Here is a 16887-nt window from a genome sequence, read left to right on the forward strand (position 1 = left end):
GACCGCAGTTGCGTACGCTTGAGCCGGAGGTCAGACATCCTGCCAGAAGTGTTCTGAGAAGTTGTCGATGGGAGGCGAGCGACAATAGCACAAACTACGACCCGGCGAGCAGCCCGAGCTGCCGGGCTGGAGCATGCTTGAACGCTTCTTGCAGGTGCTGGAGCAGGATAGACCGCAGATAGTTGCAGGCACCCGTGAAGACCACGGGCTGCGCCCTTTATACGCCAGCAGCGCTCTGTCGCCTGTGCAGCAACTTTCTCGGCGCAGCCCCGTCGGCCTGTCGCGTTTTCTCCGATGCACAGGAGAATTTCAGGCTTTAAATCAACTGACGATCACGTCAGTCTCAAGAAGACGGGACCTAACATCAGCAGACAGGAGTGTCGGTCGATTCTCAATCTCCAGCGACGTCCGCGCTGAAATCAAAACATCGGTTTAAAGTAACCCAGATACGCAAGTCCAGCCCCCGCAATAGCGGCAATGAGGACGACCAGTCGCGCGGCGATTACACGGCGCTTGGCCAGCACCGGCAGGAAGCCCAGCACCAGCCAGAGGCCGATCTTGATCCAAGCCCACACAGGCATCGTGCCCATGATGCCCAGTTTCGACAGCATGCCAAAGCCGGAGACAATGCTGATGACCAGACCGATGCCATGCCACATCATGGCCTTCTTGGCACCTTCGTTGGAGAACAGGCCGCCGAAGCCGATGAAAACAAGGATCAGGCCGATGAGATGCAGGTAATGATAGAACTGGAGAGACATGGCGGAGTCTGTGGCCCAAAGTAACGCCTCGCACAAGTACCGTAATGTTCAGAAATTGCCGGATTTGAACCACGGAGTCCACCACATACACGGAAAGCAGCGGCGTAGGGGAGCGATTTCCTGTGTCGGAGCGTGGGGATGGTGACCGCAACAGTGCTGTGCCATCTCTACTCTGCTGGTCAATCTCCCGTCTTCGATCCCCGGCTCAAGCACCTCCACACAAAAAAGGCGGTCCGCTGGGTGCAGACCGCCTCGAATTCGTTGCCTTTCGGGAAGATTAACCCGCCTCGACCGCTTTTGCTTCCGCCAGCTTGGCGGCACGTTCAGCGAGTTCGATGTGGAACTGCTCCGGCGTCGGCGCCTCACCCGTGGTGCGGGTGCGGGCGAACCAGTCAGCGAAGATTTCGCCATCTTTGCGCTCGGCCTTGAAGGCTTCTAGGAAGGTGCGGACCTTGCCGGGAACTTCTTCCCCGAGGACCGTCTTGAATTCCAAACCAGCAAGACGGTCGCCGCGGACGCTGCCACCCACGAACATCGCGTACTTGTTCGGCGAGCGACCCACAAAGCCGAAGTCGGCGTTGTAGGGGCGGCCGCAGCCGTTCGGGCAGCCGGTCATGCGGAAAAGGATCGGCTCGTCTTCGAGTCCCAGTTCACGCAGCGCTTCGTCGATCTTGTCCATGAATCCAGGCAGGACGCGCTCGGATTCGCTCAGGGCCAGGCCGCAGGTCGGCAGGGCCACGCAGGCGTGGGCCACCTTGCGGGCGCGGGTCATGCCCTCGGAGTGGACGACGCCGTGTTTGGCGAGGATGGCATCCACGGCGGCCTTCTGCTCAGGAGCGACGTCGGCAATGATCATGTTCGTGTTCGGTGTCACGATCAGCGGCAGGTCCAGCTCTTTGCACAGCTCCACAAAGGCGCTGCGGTAGTGCGTGCCGTCCTCACGGTCCACAATGCGACCCATGCTGACATGGACGGCGCAGTAGAGCTTGCCATCACCCTGCTCATGCCAGCCGAGTTTGTCCTCGACGCTGTCAAAATGCAGTTCCTTGGCCGGGAAAGTCTCGATGCCCGGCAGGCGGCGCACCACTTCGGCGCGGAAGCCGTCAATGCCCATGGTCTGCACAGTGTACTTCATGCGGGCGTTTTTGCGCTCCGTACGGTTGCCGTGGTCACGCTGGGTGGTCACAACGGCCTCGATGGCATCCACGACGTTCGCACGCTTCGCATACAACAGCGGCTGACCCAGAAACGGGCGGGTGCTGAGCTGACCGTGGCTCATGCCAAAGCCGCCACCGACAGTAAGGGTGTAGCCTTCGACTGCACCGTCCACCACATGTGGGATCAGGCCGAGATCTTGGGAATAGACATCCACATCGTTGCAGGGCTGGATGGCCACGCCGATCTTGAATTTGCGCGGCAGATAGACCTTTCCGTAGATGGGGTCGTCGCCTTCCGGGGCTTTCGTCGCCTCACGCACAGCCGGATTGACCTCCGGATCCTGAGTCCACTCTGGCTCAATCTTTTCGCCATCCAGCCAGATGTCGGCATAGGCTTGGCTGCGCCACAGGAAGCGCTGGCTGATTTCCTCCGTAAGTGTCTGAGTATCAGCATGCACTGCGTCCTTGATCGGAGCCGCCGGGCCCATGGTGTTGCGCACCACGTCACCGCAGGCACCCATGGTGCTCAGGCCGCTGTGGCAGACATTGGAAATCACTTCCTTCAGGCCGCCTTTGAGCACGCCATGCAGCTGGATGCCTTGGCGGTTGGTCAGGCGCATGTTGCCGAAAGCCTTGGTGCAGAGGTCGTCGTGAATCATCCACTGCTTCGCAGAAATACGGCCACCAGGCATCTTGCTGCGGATCATGAAGCTCCACGCTTTCTCGAGCTTCGCCTTGGTGCGCTCAGCGCGCACATCGCGGTCATCCTGCTGGTAGGAGCCGTGGTGTTTAAGCAGGATGTTGGAGTCCTCCGGGATGTTTGGGATGCTGGTATCAGCGAACAGCTCGGCCAGCTGGCCACGGAGGCCAGCAGAGGCGAGTTTGATGTCTTCGACGGAGGCTTTGCTCATAAGGGGTGGTTTGGGGGGCTCCCATTGTCGACTAGGTTACCTTGAATGCAAGTGCTTGAGCCCAAGGCATTATTCTGAAAATCATGGGGCGGGTTGCGTGACAAACGGGAATGAAAGGGATTTGTACTCCCTTTGGAATGACCAAGCACCCTACCCGCACCCTTTCAGCGACAGCCGCTGCGCTGTTGCTGCTGGGCGGCTGTGTCAAAAAAAGCGAGTACGATGCCCTGCAGATCGAAAATCAGTCTCTGCAGACGAGCGTGGATCAGACCAACCATCTCCTGGTGCAATCACAAGCAGATTTGTCCACGCTGCAGGTACAGATGCAGCAATTTCTGACGGTACAGGCGCAGTTGCAAAAGAACCACTTGGCTCTCACGCGGTCGCAGGAGGAGTTCAATGCCTTGAAAACGCAGTTTGACCAGTTCCGCACCCAGCGCCGCAGCGCCATGGTGGGAAAAAAGTTCCCCGTGCTGAATCTGGATGAAGGCAGAGTGCTGCGCGACGCAGAAATAACGGCGGTCAGCGCCGAGCATCTCTCGATCCGGCACGCCGATGGCCTAGTCAAAGTCGCCTTGGCGAAAACCACGCCCGCTCTGCGCTGGGAGGCCTGCTACGGCCCCACGGAGGCCAGAGAAAAGTCGGGAGAAAATCTGCTGGTCAAAACCCGGGAAATGCAGGCCAGACGGGTCCGAGAGCAAGCCAGCCCCCCGCTCAAGAATCCGGTCCCGGCAGCAGCCATGTCAGCCCGCAACGTGGTGGAGGTGCTGCGCACGCAGCTTGCATCACAAAGGCAGTCATTGAATATTGAATATCAGGCGCTTGCTGCCAAAAAACCCTTCGCCCTGCGCGGCGTGGAGTGGGACTCCGCTCACCCGGAGGCCAGCCCCCTGCTCAACACGCTTTCCGGCAGCCGCGCCGTGCTGGGCATCAGCCGCCTGCAATCCCAGCGCAGCGCCATTCTGGGCACCCTGCAGCAGCTGCGTGAGCTCGACCCCGCCGCACTGCTGAACGAACAGAATCCTTAAAATAATCTAGGCAAACCGCCCGTTTGATCGTTCCATGTTGCATTCAATCATGAAATCCAGCCTTCTCTTCGCCTTTGTCCTGACCGCCACCACCGCTTCCGCGGTTGATTTTAAATCGCAGATCGCCCCGATCTTCCGCAATAAATGCTTCGCTTGTCACAGCGTGACCAAGAAGGTCAAAGGCAAACTCGCACTCGATGATGACAAGCTGTCCGAGCAAATCGGTGCCGGTAAAAACATCATTCCCGGCGAGGCGGCGAAGAGCACAATGTGGGTCAACTGCACCTTGGATAAGGATGACTCGGATGTGATGCCCCCTGAAGGCAAGAACAGGCTTACGGATGGGGAAGTCGAGCTCTTCAAAGCTTGGATCAATGAAGGTGCCAGTCTCACCGGCGGTGGCGCAGCGCCCGCAGCCGCACCTGCTGCCGCCATGCCCGCTGCTGCGGGTGGCGTCCTCAAATGGACCAACACTGAAGGCAAAACCATCGAAGCCGAATTCATGGGGCTGGAAGGCGACAATGTGCTGCTCAAAATCCCCTCCACCGGCACCACGCACATTCTGGCACTGAGCAAGCTCTCTGCCGAAAGCCAGGCACAGGCCAAAACAGCGGTGAAATAACCATGAAAAGCCCGTGGGGCATTGCCGCATTCAGTCTTTTGCTGCTGCATGGCGCAGCGGAGGCGGAGATGCGTGTCTGGACGAATACCAGCGGCCAGCTAATCGAGGCTGAACTCATCGGCGTAAATGCCGCCAAGCGCGCGGTCCAAGTTCGCCTGAAGAGCGGTGCAGAGTTTGAAATCGCCATCGACAATCTCAGCCCGCCTGACAAGGCCTATGCCAAAGACCATTGGGTCGCGATACAGAACGCTCCGGTGATCACAGTCCCCGGCAAATTTTCGGACGAAGCCATCAAAAGCCTCCCTGAATCTTTCCGTTCCCGCTTTACCCCCACCACCCGCTTGGAATCCATCCGCCGTGGCGGAGGTACTCCGGAGATGGAGACGGCAGTGGCAGCTTCCCTGAAGCTGTTTAAAACCAGCCAGAACCCCGACGGCTCCTGGGGCCGCGCCAACAAAGGCGCGATGACCGGCTTTGTGCTCCAGTGTTTTCTTGGCCATGGCGAGACAACAGAGTCTTCCGAGTTTGGAGAAGCCGTGATGAAGGGGCTGCTCTACTTGATTGAGCTCGCGAGGAAAAACCCGGAGGGCATTTTCTCCTCGAACTGGGGCGGAAAAACGACGGGAGGATTGGGAGGCGCTGGAACTTACGAACATGCCATCGCCACATTGGCAGTCGGTGAGGCCTATGTCACGGCACGAGTGGGGACCAAAAGTCTTTCCGGTCTGCGCGTCTGCTTTGAAACTGCCATCAAGACGATCATCAGCCAGCAGACGAGCAAGGGCTCCTGGGCCTACGGGGGCGAGGACATCGCGTACAATCCCGGTGGCGGTGCCGATCTGTCTTTGGCCAACTGGCATTTCCAGGCGCTCGACGTTGCCCAGGCCACCGGCTTGAAAATCGACGGGCTCGATGCCTGCGTTCAAAAAGCGCTGTCCTACATCGAATCCACCCAAACCAAGGCAGGCGGATTCGGCGGCACCACCCGTGACGCGCACTACAACCAATGGAGCCTCAGCGGTGGAGCCGCCGCAGGCCATCTCATGCTGGCTGAAAAAAGCACACCTGCGGCGGCACGAGGTGTTCAATTCATCACGGATTTCCTGAAGGCCGAACCCCCGGACTGGAACAAGAACTGCAATCTCTACTGCTGGCATGGTTACAGCAATGCGCTCTTTCTCAATGGTGGGTCCGAGTGGACAACCTTCGCCTCCACAGTTATGCCGCAAGTCCTAGGGGCTCAACAGCCTGACGGCTCCTTCAAACGCGGACGCCCCAACTGGCCCGCCGGTGATGCAGCGGATGCCACGTATCGTCAGGCCCTCTGCACCTTAATCCTCGAAACGTTTTACCGCTGAGCCAGCGGCGCTGCGTTTTAGACCAGGACAAACATCGTCTCCGCCACCCGCTGGCCGTTGATCTGCAACTCCACACGGTGCCTGCCCGCGTAATGTTTGCGCGTGGTGAAATCGCGTACGACCTGCGATTTCACCAGCTCGATCTCTGCATACGCCGCCAGCTCCAGCTCAGTCCACTTGAAGACCTTTTCCGCACTCCCTCCGCTGGCTTTCACATAATGCACCACATAGTCGATCGCGAGCCGCTGCGAACGGCCTGATGTGGAAGTGAGCGCCGCAGTCAAAGTAAGACGCTGCCCGAGATCCAGTCGCGAAGGTGTGGCCGCCAGCTTAGCCAAGACCTCCGCCTTCCTGCCAAAACCAAAGAGCTTCAACGCACGCGGATGCCCGCGCTTGATCAGCGTGCGGCACGCATGCTTCGCGATCCACCGAAGGTGCTCACGTTCGAGATTCCAAGCTTCGAGGCGTTGTAAAACATAGTCGTGATGATCCTTCGTGATGTCATTGAGATGATTCGCCACCGACCGCCGCACAAACAGCGATTCATCCTCCTTCAGCGCATCCAGAATCTTCGCCGTGGGTTCCGGATCCCGCACCAGCGCCTGCAAACGCATGCCCCAGGGCAGTCGCGGTCGTGATCCCTCGCTGGCGAGACGCCGTACCTTATCATCAGGGTCAGCGCTCCATTCAAGCATTGTCTGCAGAGCACGCTTTTGATCCGCCACGATGAACGGCCGCACCGCAAACTCCGCCGTACCGAAGACCGTGAAAAATCGCAGCGCCTCCATCGAAAAATCAAAATCGCCCAATCCAAAGGTCGCCACGAAATCCCCAAGGAAGATGGTCACAAACTCATGCCCGATGCGCGGCGCGAGCTTTTGCAGGGCACGAACTTTTTGCTGATAAGTTCCCGGCAGCGCCGCATCCACCGCCACCGCGCACTGATGTACGCGCTGCATGAGGCTGCGTCCTTCCAGTCCATCAATCACGGCCTTCATGAAGTCATCACCGCGAAACTTCGGCGCGATGTCGGCGAGTTCCTTGGCAATGGCCCGATAGCGGACGGCATCAAACCAGTCTTTGAGCTGCGGTGGTGGGGAAGGTTCAGGGGGCATGATCAGCGACGGAACACGTGGGGCGGATTGGTTGGTTGCACGTTGGCGGCTTCTCGCCCAAATCGCAAGGATGCCTGCAACTTCCCGCCGCCTCCACGCTTTCACCGAATCCGTCATCCGCGCGATGACGCGCCTCTCGAACCAGCATGGATCGATCAATCTTTCCCAGGGCTTCCCCGACTTCAATCCGCCGGAAGAATTACTCACTGCACTCGAGCGCGCCACACGCGGTCCCTTCCATCAGTATGCCGTGACCTGGGGCGCACCGCGTTTCCGCCAGGCGCTCGCCAAAAAAATCACCCACTTCTCCGGCACCCCCGTCGATCCAGATCAAAACCTCGTTGTCACCTGTGGCAGCACCGAGGCCATGATGTGCGCCATGATGACCTGCTGCGAGCCGGGAGACAAAGTCATCGTCTTCACGCCCTTCTACGAAAACTACGCCGCAGACGCCATCCTCTCTGGGGCCGAGCCCATCTACGTCCCGCTGCGCCCGCCGCAGTTTGGTTTCGATCCCGATGAACTCGCGCGCGCCTTTGCTCAGGGTGCCAAAGCCATCATCGTCTGCAATCCCTCCAACCCCACCGGCAAGGTCTTCACGCGTGCCGAGCTTCAGTTGATCCTCGACCTCGCCGAAAAACACGACGCCTTCGTCATCACCGACGAACCCTACGAGCACATCGTCTATGCCCCGCATGAGCACGTCTACATGCACTCGCTTCCCGGCGCTGCAGAGCGCGTCATCGTGTGCAACTCACTCTCCAAAACCTACTCAATCACCGGCTGGCGTCTTGGCTACGTGCAGGCCGCCCCCAACATCATAGCGCAGGCACGCAAGGTGCATGACTTCCTCACCGTCGGTGCCGCTGCACCGCTTCAGGAAGCCGCCGTCGCCGGACTGGAACTTCCCGACAGCTACTACCACGGCCTGCGCGATCTCTACACCGAGAAGCGCGATGTCTTCCTCAATCACCTCCGCGCCACCGGCCTCCCGTTCACCGAACCCCACGGCGCTTACTACGTCCTCATGGACATCTCCTCCCTCGGCTTCCCCACCGACACCGAAGCCGCCGAATGGTTCGTTCGTGAAGTCGGTGTCGCCGGCGTCCCCGGCTCCAGCTTCTTCCGCGAACCCGAACACCGCTTCATCCGCTTTCACTACGCGAAGCAGGTGGAGACACTGAATGCAGCGGGGGAGAAGCTGCTGCGGTTGAAGCAGGGGAGGTGAGAGGATCGTCTCTCGTCCTCAAATCATCACGCAGTCCAGGAAGTCCGCCACAAACTCATTCTTCGGATGCTCACGTAGTTGCTGCGGAGAGCCAATCTGCTGAATGTCACCCTCGTGAAGCACAACAACTCGATCAGCGAGTTCGAAAGCTTCGTCCTGATCATGGGTGACAAACAGGGTCGTGACTTTCGTTTCTTCGTGGAATTGGCGGAGCCACTTGCGCAGCGTCTTTCTCACCTTGGCATCGAGCGCGCCGAATGGTTCATCAAGCAGGAGCACCTGCGGCCCGACAGCCAAAGCACGAGCCAGAGCGACACGTTGCTTCTGGCCCCCGCTAAGCTGCGATGGGAAACGCGATCCGTAACCTTCTAGGGCGATTCGGCGGAGGAGTTCCGTGACGGACTTTTCGATGTCTTCGCGGTCGGGACGCTCGGGCCGTTTCATGACGCGCAGGCCGAAGGCAATATTCTCCGCGACGGTCATGTGATTGAAGAGGGCGTAGTTCTGGAACACGAAGCCGGCCTTGCGCTCATAGGCGCTGCGGTTGGTGACGTCGGTGCCATGGAACTGGATGCTACCTTCGCCTGCGTCGGCAAATTCGAGTCCCGCGATGATGCGCAGCAGCGTGGTCTTGCCGCTGCCGCTGGGGCCCAGCAGCGCGACGAGTTCACCGGTTTTGACTTCGAGATCGACGTTTTTCAGCGCGTGAAAGCTGCCGAAGGTTTTGGAGATGTGGTGGATGTGGATGCTCATGCTGCTCCTCGTTGAGTGGTCGTCAGAGTTTTTAAAATCAGGGTCACCAGCGCCAGCAGTGCCAGCACAGAGGCGACGGCAAAGGCGGGGACAAACTGGTATTCGTTGTACAAAACCTCGATGTGCAGCGGCACTGTGTTGGTCTTGTTACGGATGTGGCCGCTAACGACGGACACCGCTCCAAACTCCCCCATGCTGCGGGCATTGCACAAGATGATGCCATAGAGCAGGCCCCATTTGATCTTCGGCAGCGTGACGCGCCAGAACATCTGCCAGCCGTTCGCGCCCAGCGTCATGGCGGCTTCTTCCTCCGCCTGCCCCTGCGCCTCCATCTGCGGCGCCAGCACCCGGGCGACGAAGGTGAAGGTGACGAAGATCGTGCTCAGTACGATGCCAGGCAGCGCAAAGATGATCTTGATGCCGTGCTCCTTCAGCGCAGGGCCAAACAAACCCTGCGCACCAAACAGCAGTACATAAACCATGCCTGCGATCACCGGGGAAACCCACAGTGGCAGCTCAATGAGCGAACTGAGAAAACGTCTGCCACGAAATTGAAAGCGCGAGATACACCACGCCGCCGCGAGTCCAAACAGCGTGTTCAGCGGCACCGTGATGGCAGCCACTTTCAGCGTAAGCCAGATGGCATGGGTTGTAGCGCGATCATCGAAAGCTTGCACAAAACCCTCCCATCCTTTGCGAAAAGCCTCCTGAAAAATGATGACGAGCGGCAGCACAAACATGAGCCCCATGAAGCCTACGGCAATGCTGATGATGAGCCAGCGCGACCAGAGAGACTCGGCCGTCGCTTTGCGTGGCCGGGTGGTGCGTGTGGGGTCAGAGATGATGATGGCGGCCATGAGATTACCTTCCAGTGCGATTGCGGCTCCACTGCGCGAGGAGATTTGAAAGCAGGAGAATGGTGAAGGAAGCTGCCAGCATCACCACGCCAATGGTGGCGGCACCCGAGTAGTCGTATTCTTCAAGGCGCATGGTGATGAGCAGTGGCGCGATCTCCGTCTTAAAAGGCAGATTGCCAGAGATGAAAACGACACTGCCGTACTCACCGACCGCACGACCAAAGGCGAGCGTCATGCCCGCGAGCGTGGATGGCAGCAGTGCAGGAAACACCACGCGTGTCAGCGTCTGCCAGCGGTTCGCACCAAGGCACGCGGCAGCTTCTTCGACATCCATCGACAGATCAGCGATGACAGGCTGCAACGTGCGCACAACAAACGGAAAGCCGACGAACGTGAGCGCGATCGTAATGCCGAGCGGCGCATAGGCCGCCTTGATGTCATGCTGCGCAAGCCATGAGCCGATCCAGCCATTCGGCGCATACAGCGTGACGAGCGCGATGCCCGCAACAGCAGTGGGCAGGGCAAAGGGAAGATCCACCATGGCATCAAGCAGTCGACGACCAGGGAACGAATAGCGTTCCAGCGCCCATGCGGTAACAAGGCCGAAGACGGAATTCACCAGCGCGGCGGCGAACGCCGTCCCAAAGCTGAGCTTCAGCGACGAAACCACGCGTGCCTGCGTCAGCGTATCCAGCATGTGCTCCCAGCCGCCGCTCGTGGCCTTCCACACCAGCATCGACAGCGGGAAAAGCACGATGAGGCTCAAATAAGTAATGGTGAAGCCGAGCGAGAGCTTGAAGCCCGGCAACACGTGACGTGGACGTGTCATGTGCGCGGATTACAAGTTGGCGGCGTAGGCTTGGAGTTCGCGGTATTCCGCGAGGATGCGTTTCACGGCGACGACGGTCGCTTTGACCTGCGCATCCATCGGCGCGAGTGCCGGTGTCTCAAAGACGATTTCCAAAGCATGCGGCCTCTGCTCCGGCGGAGCGCTGAGGATGCCGAGATAGCCTTCCTTGATGATCCCGTGTGAAGCGAGAAACCCATCGATGATATGCCCCTCGTTACGCGGCAAAAATTCGCTCGAAGCCTGCAGTGCAGGTTCCAGCAGATGCTCACTGAGCAGCGCACCGCTGACGAAGCCATAGCAGCCGTCGGAGGTGTCATCCGAATGCAGCGAAATGATTCCTTCGTAGCTTTCGCGCCGCAGTTCAGCCTCCAGATAGACGATTTCTGGCTCGATGGAGCCAAACCAGAACTCGCGGTTCAGATCCAGACCGCTGTGGCTGTGCCGTGTGCCGAGATTGCGCCCCGTGGGATTGCAGATCGGAAAAAAGTGCAGCTCGTAGTCGTGCAACTCCTCCGGTTTCTCGGCCGCCCAGCGGATGAGTTCCTGCGTGGCGAGCGTCCCCGCCTCCTCATCACCGTGAATGCCGCCGAAGATGCCGATCTTGATGCCATGGCCCGCCTTGAGAGGCTTGCTGACAATCTTCGGGATGAAGATGCCTTGTTCTGGCGGATCATTTTCTAGCATCAGTCGTGAGGCCGGCAGAGGGATGGTGCCACGCTGAAACGCGTGCCTGCCGGTGAACTGCAAATGGGATGGAAGTGTCATGGTTTCAAGCGCTGTCTTTTTACTTCATGGCGATGCGGATCACTTGCCTTGGTAGATCTGGTCAAAGATGCCGCCCTCATCGAAGTGCTTCTTCTGTGCCTTGGCCCAGCCGCCGAAGTCGCCATCGATGGTCACGAGGTTCAGTTTCGGGAAGCGTGCGCTGTACTTGGCTGCGGCTGCGGCATCCCGCGGGCGGTAGTAGTTTTGGCCGATGATGTCCTGTGCCTCGGGAGAGTAGAGGTATTCGAGGTAGGCTTTCGCAACTTCGGCAGTGCCTTTTTTCTCGACGTTCTTGTCCACCACGGCCACCGTGGGTTCGGCTAGGATGCTCAATGATGGAATGACGATCTTCGTTTTGCCGGGGAACTCACGTTGGATGAGCCATGCTTCGTTTTCCCAGGAGAGGAACACATCGCCGATGCCACGCTGTGCAAAGGTGGTGGTGGAACCACGGGCACCGGTGTCGAGCACGGGGACATTTTTGTATAGTGCGGCGATGAACTCTTTCGCCTTCGCTTCGCTTCCGGACTTCTTCAGCGCGTAAGCCCAGGCGGCGAGGTAATTCCAGCGCGCACCCCCGGAGGTTTTCGGATTCGGCGTAATGACGTTGACGCCTGGCTTCACGAGATCGTCCCAATCCTGGATGTTCTTCGGGTTGTCCGTACGAACGACGAATACAATGGTGCTCGTGTAGGGCGCACTGTTGTTCGGCAGGCGCTTTTGCCAGTCAGGAGCGATCAGATCGGCCTGCTTGCCAATGACGTCGATGTCTCCGGCGAGCGCTAGTGTAACGACATCGGCCTCAAGTCCGTCGATGACTGCACGCGCCTGCTTGCCCGAACCGCCGTGCGACTGGTCGATGCTGACTTTCTTGCCCGTGGCTTCCTTGTAATGCTTGGCGAAAGCTTTGTTGAACTCCGAGTAAAGCTCGCGAGTGGGATCATACGAGACATTGAGCAGTTCAAAGTCGGCTGCATGTGCTGTTAGGCTGAACAGAACGGCGGAGAGGAGGGTGAGTGATGTTTTCATGAGTTTGGATGAGTGAATGAAGTTTTGAGTGAGGAATGGAATGAATCAGAAGAAGCGGTGACTGAGTTCGAAGTAGGCAAAGTTGGTGTTGGCACGGCCGATCTGGCGTTCGACGAAGCCACCGGACTGAAAGTGGGCGTAACCGACGGTGATCTCCGTCTTGGGATCGAAGGTGTAGCGGGCACGGATGTCGAACTCCTGACCGAGGAAGTTGCCGCTGCGACCGGTGCGGTCACGGGCGTTGTTCGCGGTCGAGAAGCGGTCCGTGGCGCTGGCGAGCCAGTAGTAGCTGTAACCAAAGTCCACGCGCAGATTGTGACGCGGCTTGATCTCCACACGCACCTTCGGCGTGCTGATGTTTTCATACACGATGTAGTCGTTTGCCGACCACGGACGCCCGAAGCCATTGAAGCGCTCGAAGCGATTGTCCACTTTGTCGTTCGGATTGCGGTCGCCGCTGGCGTAGCCGTAGAAGAAGCTCAAGCGCGGCTTCCAGGGATTGGAGGCGAGCGTGTAGCCGATTTCGGCTGTCGTGGCGAAAGCGCGCACCTTATTCGCGCCATTCTGGCCGAACTGATAGGTGAAGCTCGAATCGTAATCGAAGCCTGTGCTGCCCACGATGCCGATGCCGTAGGCACGGATGCCGGGCGAGTGAACGAGGCGTTCAGCGACGCCAGCGTAAGCCGACTGGCTCAAGGCCAAGTAATACGGCTCCAGCGTGACGATGTCGGACCACTTGCGCCAGTGACCGATGACGCCGTAGAGCCACTGCTGCTCCACCGGACGATCCACATTATACTGGCTGCGATACAATGGCTGCACGGCGAGCAGATCAATCTGCCAGTCGCTGCTTTCCTGGCCGAGGCTGGCGTGGAAGCCTTGGAAGGTGTTTGCGGTGTTGCGCCACTGGTTGTTGCCGAGCAGGCGGCGGTCGAGGAACTCGAAGTTGTGAATCCCGTAGCGGATGCTCAGCGGCCGGCTGTTGCCGATGGCGTCGTGTCCAAACAGATCTTTGAAGTAGAGTTCGACGTAGGCCCGAATGAACTCGAACTCATTCACGTCACGATTGTCACGCACGTAGTGGCTGTTCTCGCGGCGTGAGTCCTGCAGCTCGACCGCAAAGCGGAAGGGATCAAGGATGTCCTTGATGCCGATGTAGGCACGCGTGCGTTGCAGCAAAGGCTGATCAAGACCGCCCTGAGCGCGGCGCAGGTCATTCTCGCGATATTCGTAGCGGAGGCGGTAGTCAAGGCCCACATCGAGCCACTTCACGTTTAGCAGCGAGTCGATGCCGAGCTCGCTCGCATTGCGTACATACTTCGGCGGATCAGGATCACGCGTGGTGCTGTAGCTCAGCGGATTTTGGTAGAAGGTGCCTCGTGTGAGCTTGGCGGCTTCATTGTCAGCAGCGTCCGCTGGGATGGAGGCGATGAGCAACAGGCCAAGCACGCTGGCTTGGAGGAATCGGTTCTGGGAGTTTCGGTGAGGGGTAGGGTTCATGTTCGTGCATCTGCGGGAGCGTCGGCGTCCGGTGTTCCGGTTGGCGTCAGCAGGTGTCGTTTTTGGAGAGCCTCCGTTTTCAGCGGTGGGCGGAAATGGCAAGAGACTGACCGGACCATGAAAGGAACGTGAATGAATGACGAATCCAGACCAGGTCTGGGGATGGCAGCTCATGTCTCGAACACTTCCGGTGGTCCGGTCAGTCTCTTGATTAGCGTCGCAGCCGGTGATGGCTGCATTTGGCGATGTGGAGAATAATTATCAAGTCAAACTACATTAGGCAAGTAGGAAAAAGAAAAGATTTTCACAGGCGATTTCAACAGGCCTTGTGCCGCCCTCCGTCATAGGGAGGTGGAGGCGGGAAATTAAATGCCGAGAGGCTGGCCGGAACGGGGTTTCATCAGGTGGCGGAATGTTCCGCTGCTCTGTGATGACCTCTGGTGTTCCAGTCAGCCTCTCGACAAATGTGGGTGCGTGGTTGCAAGGCCGCGCTATGGAGGGTGGACGCTACTTTTTCTTCGCGGCGTTCGCGGGGGAGACGACGTCGGGCAGACGTGTCTTCTCCGTGCTTTCCACCTGGGTGACACGACCTTCGTGGACGATGATCTGCACCGAGCCGAAGCGCATGGCTTCAACTTTCTGGCGCACGATTTCGATCCACGCTTCTGTGTCGGATTCGGCAATGTTCTGGCTCATGGGGGGGAATCAGGTGACGGGTTCGAGCAGCGCCGCCAGGAATCCATCCGCCGGATCGGCGTGGCGGGACTTCGCGTTCTTCTTTTTGACCGTCTTTTTGGCGCTGGCAGTCACCTGCTCCTGCTTGCGCAGGGTGACTGCGACAACGTGCTCCAGCGTGTAGCGGTCGAGAATGTTGGCGATGGCGTTGCGCACATCGATCATGAGCATGCGAAGGCCGCAGTGTTCTTCATCCGGGCAGGTGCACTTCTCATACTCTGTCTCACTAGCGCAACCGATGGGCGCAAGCTTGCCGTCAATGAGACGCACGACCTCACCCATCTTGATGGATTTCGCCGGTTTTGCCAGGCGCGCACCACCATGCTTGCCGCGCAGGCTTTCCACATAGCCGGCCTGGCGCAGCTCGAAGAGAATGGCCTCCAGAAACTTGAATGGCAGCTTTTCCTGGTCTGCCAGCATGGACACGGAGATGACGCCTTCGCCCTGCCGGTCGGCAATGCCGAGACGGATAAGGGTGCGGAGGGCGTATTCGCCGCGTTTGGTGAGTTTCATGAAAAAATATATGCGATACAATATACACTAATCAAGTGTGAAATAAAAGATTTTGAAAACACCGCCGCTTCCTGCGTTTCTTTCGCCCTGCTTTTCACCCATCCATGAGACTCCTCTCTCTTACCACACTACTCGCCGCGCTGGCATGTACCGCCCGCGCTGAACTGAAACTCCCCGCCATCATCGGCGACAACATGGTGCTGCAGCAGAAGCAGACCAATCCGCTCTGGGGCTGGGACACACCGGGCACCGAAGTGACAGTGAAGTTCAGAGATCAAACCAAGACCGCCAAGGCCGGTGCCGATGGCAAATGGACGGTGAAACTCGATCCCGTGCCTGCCAATGCAAAACCCGCCACGATTTCGATCAAGGGCACCACGACCAAGGAACTGAAAAACGTGCTCGTCGGCGAGGTGTGGATCTGCTCCGGCCAGTCCAACATGCAGTGGAATGTCGGGTCCAGCTGGGACGCCGATCTTGAAATCGCCACCGCGAAGTTTCCAAACATCCGCCTCATCACTGTGCCCAATGTCGGCACACAGGAGCCACAGCAGGATTTTAAAGGCGAGTGGAAAGAGTGCTCACCAGCCACCGTGGGCGGCTTCACCGCCGTCGGCTATTTCTACGGCCGTGTACTCCACAAAATGCTGGATGTGCCCGTGGGCCTGATCAACAACGCCTGGGGCGGCAGTGCTGCCGAAGCCTGGGTGAACCGCGGTGAACTCGAAAAAGACCCGCGCTTCAAGCTGCTGATGGAAAACACGAAGAAAAACGAGGCCCTCCTCACCTCCGCCGCTGCCAAGACCAAGTATGATGCCGATCTCGCCGCTTGGAACAAGCAGTCCGAAGCTGCGAAGAAAGAAGGCAAACCCTTCGCCGTCCGCGCTCCCGCCCCCCCTGCAGCCTGGCTCAACGGCAATGCGCGCCCCGCCAACATCTACAACGGAGCGCTGCTTCCCACCATCGGCTACGGCATCAAAGGCGCCATCTGGTATCAGGGCGAAAGCAATGCCGGTCGTGCCTATGAATACGCCAGCCTCTTCCCCTTCATGATCCAGAACTGGCGCAACGAATGGAAGCAGGGAGATTTCCCATTCTACTGGGTGCAGCTCGCCGACTTCATGGCCGAAAAATCCGACGCCGTGCAGGCCTCCGCCAGCTCCTGGGCCGAACTCCGCGAAAGCCAGACGAAAACTCAGGACGCCATCAAAAACGGCGGTCAGGCCGTCATCATCGACCTCGGCGAAGCCAATGACATTCATCCCAAGAACAAGCGCGATGTGGCCGAGCGCCTCGCCCGCTGGGCTCTGGTCAAAGACTACGGCATGAAGCTCCCATATCGCAGCCCCGAGTTCAAATCCGCCGAGTTCACCGGAGACAAGGCCACTGTCACGCTCGACACCTTCGGCAGCAGCCTCCGCACGGTCGATATCAGCGAGGTGAAGGGCTTCGTCGTCTGCGGCGAAGACAAAAAGTGGGTCTGGGCCGAGGCGAAAATCACCGGCAAAGACAAGCTCGAAGTCAGCGCCCAGGGCGTCGCCAAACCCGTCGCCGTCCGCTACGCTTGGTCCGACAATCCTGTGTGCAACCTCTACAGCACCGACGGCCTTCCCGTCACACCCTTCCGCAGCGACAGCTTCGAGATGCTCACGAAACCGAAGCCGTAAGCGGCATTCAGCCCCGTTGTAAGTTCATGAGTCCCTCG

Annotated in this window: 15 protein-coding genes and 1 pseudogene; 5 read left to right on the forward strand and 11 right to left on the reverse strand. The window is 58.9% G+C overall.

Annotated features, from left to right (window positions below):
• Positions 1 to 419: 419 nt before the first annotated feature.
• Positions 420 to 761 carry a hypothetical protein gene (locus PSV43_RS12550; protein WP_300197431.1) on the reverse strand — a complete coding sequence of 114 codons (342 nt, stop codon included), beginning with the start codon at positions 759 to 761 and terminating at the stop codon, positions 420 to 422.
• Positions 762 to 1038: 277 nt separating this feature from the next.
• Entirely contained in the window at positions 1039 to 2829 is a 1791-nt protein-coding gene (locus tag PSV43_RS12555) for an NADPH-dependent assimilatory sulfite reductase hemoprotein subunit (protein WP_300197434.1), read from the reverse strand.
• A 137-nt stretch (positions 2830 to 2966) separates the two neighbouring features.
• On the opposite strand from PSV43_RS12555, the gene PSV43_RS12560 reads away from it, so the two are divergent.
• Genes PSV43_RS12560 through PSV43_RS12570 form a run of 3 tightly spaced genes read left to right on the forward strand, consistent with a single transcriptional unit; the run spans position 2967 to position 5837 of the window.
• The gene (locus PSV43_RS12560; RefSeq protein WP_300197437.1) at positions 2967 to 3857 is read left to right on the forward strand and encodes a hypothetical protein; all 891 of its coding nucleotides are present in this window, start codon (positions 2967 to 2969) and stop codon (positions 3855 to 3857) included.
• A gap of 49 nt (positions 3858 to 3906) precedes the next feature.
• The gene (locus PSV43_RS12565; protein WP_300197440.1) at positions 3907 to 4479 is read left to right on the forward strand and encodes a c-type cytochrome domain-containing protein; all 573 of its coding nucleotides are present in this window, start codon (positions 3907 to 3909) and stop codon (positions 4477 to 4479) included.
• A gap of 2 nt (positions 4480 to 4481) precedes the next feature.
• Positions 4482 to 5837: a prenyltransferase/squalene oxidase repeat-containing protein gene (locus PSV43_RS12570; protein WP_300197443.1), complete on the forward strand. Its 1356-nt coding sequence runs from the start codon at positions 4482 to 4484 to the stop codon at positions 5835 to 5837.
• A 17-nt stretch (positions 5838 to 5854) separates the two neighbouring features.
• Here the strand turns inward: PSV43_RS12570 and PSV43_RS12575 are convergent, their stop codons facing one another.
• Positions 5855 to 6952 carry a DNA alkylation repair protein gene (locus PSV43_RS12575; protein ID WP_300197446.1) on the reverse strand — a complete coding sequence of 366 codons (1098 nt, stop codon included), beginning with the start codon at positions 6950 to 6952 and terminating at the stop codon, positions 5855 to 5857.
• A 70-nt stretch (positions 6953 to 7022) separates the two neighbouring features.
• Here PSV43_RS12575 and PSV43_RS12580 point away from each other — a divergent pair, with 70 nt between their 5' ends.
• On the forward strand, positions 7023 to 8180 hold the full coding sequence (locus PSV43_RS12580; RefSeq protein WP_300197449.1) for a pyridoxal phosphate-dependent aminotransferase: 1158 nt from the start codon (positions 7023 to 7025) through the stop codon (positions 8178 to 8180).
• Positions 8181 to 8216: 36 nt separating this feature from the next.
• Here the strand turns inward: PSV43_RS12580 and cysA are convergent.
• From cysA to PSV43_RS12620, 8 genes and pseudogenes are all read right to left on the reverse strand, one after another.
• Positions 8217 to 8933 (reverse strand): annotated as a pseudogene (gene cysA, locus PSV43_RS12585) (sulfate ABC transporter ATP-binding protein); the annotation flags it as partial.
• On the reverse strand, positions 8930 to 9790 hold the full coding sequence (gene cysW, locus PSV43_RS12590) for a sulfate ABC transporter permease subunit CysW (RefSeq protein ID WP_300197454.1): 861 nt from the start codon (positions 9788 to 9790) through the stop codon (positions 8930 to 8932). The gene cysW and the pseudogene cysA, both read right to left, overlap by 4 nt.
• 4 nt (positions 9791 to 9794) lie before the next feature.
• Entirely contained in the window at positions 9795 to 10619 is an 825-nt protein-coding gene (gene cysT, locus PSV43_RS12595) for a sulfate ABC transporter permease subunit CysT (RefSeq protein WP_300197457.1), read from the reverse strand.
• Between the two features lie 9 nt (positions 10620 to 10628).
• Entirely contained in the window at positions 10629 to 11405 is a 777-nt protein-coding gene (locus tag PSV43_RS12600) for a succinylglutamate desuccinylase/aspartoacylase family protein (protein WP_300197459.1), read from the reverse strand.
• Between the two features lie 39 nt (positions 11406 to 11444).
• On the reverse strand, positions 11445 to 12434 hold the full coding sequence (locus PSV43_RS12605; protein ID WP_300197462.1) for a sulfate ABC transporter substrate-binding protein: 990 nt from the start codon (positions 12432 to 12434) through the stop codon (positions 11445 to 11447).
• A 45-nt stretch (positions 12435 to 12479) separates the two neighbouring features.
• Entirely contained in the window at positions 12480 to 13934 is a 1455-nt protein-coding gene (locus tag PSV43_RS12610; RefSeq protein WP_300197465.1) for an alginate export family protein, read from the reverse strand.
• Positions 13935 to 14441: 507 nt separating this feature from the next.
• Positions 14442 to 14630, reverse strand: a complete 189-nt coding sequence (locus PSV43_RS12615; protein WP_300197468.1) for a YezD family protein — start codon at positions 14628 to 14630, stop codon at positions 14442 to 14444.
• Between the two features lie 9 nt (positions 14631 to 14639).
• The gene (locus PSV43_RS12620) at positions 14640 to 15182 is read right to left on the reverse strand and encodes an Rrf2 family transcriptional regulator (protein WP_300197471.1); all 543 of its coding nucleotides are present in this window, start codon (positions 15180 to 15182) and stop codon (positions 14640 to 14642) included.
• A 104-nt stretch (positions 15183 to 15286) separates the two neighbouring features.
• On the opposite strand from PSV43_RS12620, the gene PSV43_RS12625 reads away from it, so the two are divergent.
• Positions 15287 to 16849, forward strand: coding sequence for a sialate O-acetylesterase (locus PSV43_RS12625; protein ID WP_300197474.1), 1563 nt, complete (start codon positions 15287 to 15289; stop codon positions 16847 to 16849).
• The last annotated feature ends 38 nt before the right edge of the window (positions 16850 to 16887 follow it).

It is taken from the genome of Prosthecobacter sp. (assembly GCF_029946185.1).
In the GTDB taxonomy this organism is placed as follows: Bacteria; Verrucomicrobiota; Verrucomicrobiia; order Verrucomicrobiales; family Verrucomicrobiaceae; genus Prosthecobacter.

What these genes read in the sequence shown, in the direction of transcription:
- PSV43_RS12600 (WP_300197459.1), bottom strand. Translation starts at nt 11,405, where the DNA reads ATGACACTTCCATCCCATTTGCAGTTCACCGGCAGGCACGCGTTTCAG.
- PSV43_RS12615 (WP_300197468.1), bottom strand. Translation starts at nt 14,630, where the DNA reads ATGAGCCAGAACATTGCCGAATCCGACACAGAAGCGTGGATCGAAATC.
- PSV43_RS12555 (WP_300197434.1), bottom strand. Translation starts at nt 2,829, where the DNA reads ATGAGCAAAGCCTCCGTCGAAGACATCAAACTCGCCTCTGCTGGCCTC.
- PSV43_RS12560 (WP_300197437.1), top strand. Translation starts at nt 2,967, where the DNA reads ATGACCAAGCACCCTACCCGCACCCTTTCAGCGACAGCCGCTGCGCTG.
- PSV43_RS12625 (WP_300197474.1), top strand. Translation starts at nt 15,287, where the DNA reads ATGAGACTCCTCTCTCTTACCACACTACTCGCCGCGCTGGCATGTACC.
- PSV43_RS12565 (WP_300197440.1), top strand. Translation starts at nt 3,907, where the DNA reads ATGAAATCCAGCCTTCTCTTCGCCTTTGTCCTGACCGCCACCACCGCT.
- PSV43_RS12620 (WP_300197471.1), bottom strand. Translation starts at nt 15,182, where the DNA reads ATGAAACTCACCAAACGCGGCGAATACGCCCTCCGCACCCTTATCCGT.
- cysT (WP_300197457.1), bottom strand. Translation starts at nt 10,619, where the DNA reads ATGACACGTCCACGTCACGTGTTGCCGGGCTTCAAGCTCTCGCTCGGC.
- PSV43_RS12570 (WP_300197443.1), top strand. Translation starts at nt 4,482, where the DNA reads ATGAAAAGCCCGTGGGGCATTGCCGCATTCAGTCTTTTGCTGCTGCAT.
- PSV43_RS12575 (WP_300197446.1), bottom strand. Translation starts at nt 6,952, where the DNA reads ATGCCCCCTGAACCTTCCCCACCACCGCAGCTCAAAGACTGGTTTGAT.
- PSV43_RS12550 (WP_300197431.1), bottom strand. Translation starts at nt 761, where the DNA reads ATGTCTCTCCAGTTCTATCATTACCTGCATCTCATCGGCCTGATCCTT.
- PSV43_RS12610 (WP_300197465.1), bottom strand. Translation starts at nt 13,934, where the DNA reads ATGAACCCTACCCCTCACCGAAACTCCCAGAACCGATTCCTCCAAGCC.
- PSV43_RS12605 (WP_300197462.1), bottom strand. Translation starts at nt 12,434, where the DNA reads ATGAAAACATCACTCACCCTCCTCTCCGCCGTTCTGTTCAGCCTAACA.
- cysW (WP_300197454.1), bottom strand. Translation starts at nt 9,790, where the DNA reads ATGGCCGCCATCATCATCTCTGACCCCACACGCACCACCCGGCCACGC.
- PSV43_RS12580 (WP_300197449.1), top strand. Translation starts at nt 7,023, where the DNA reads ATGCCTGCAACTTCCCGCCGCCTCCACGCTTTCACCGAATCCGTCATC.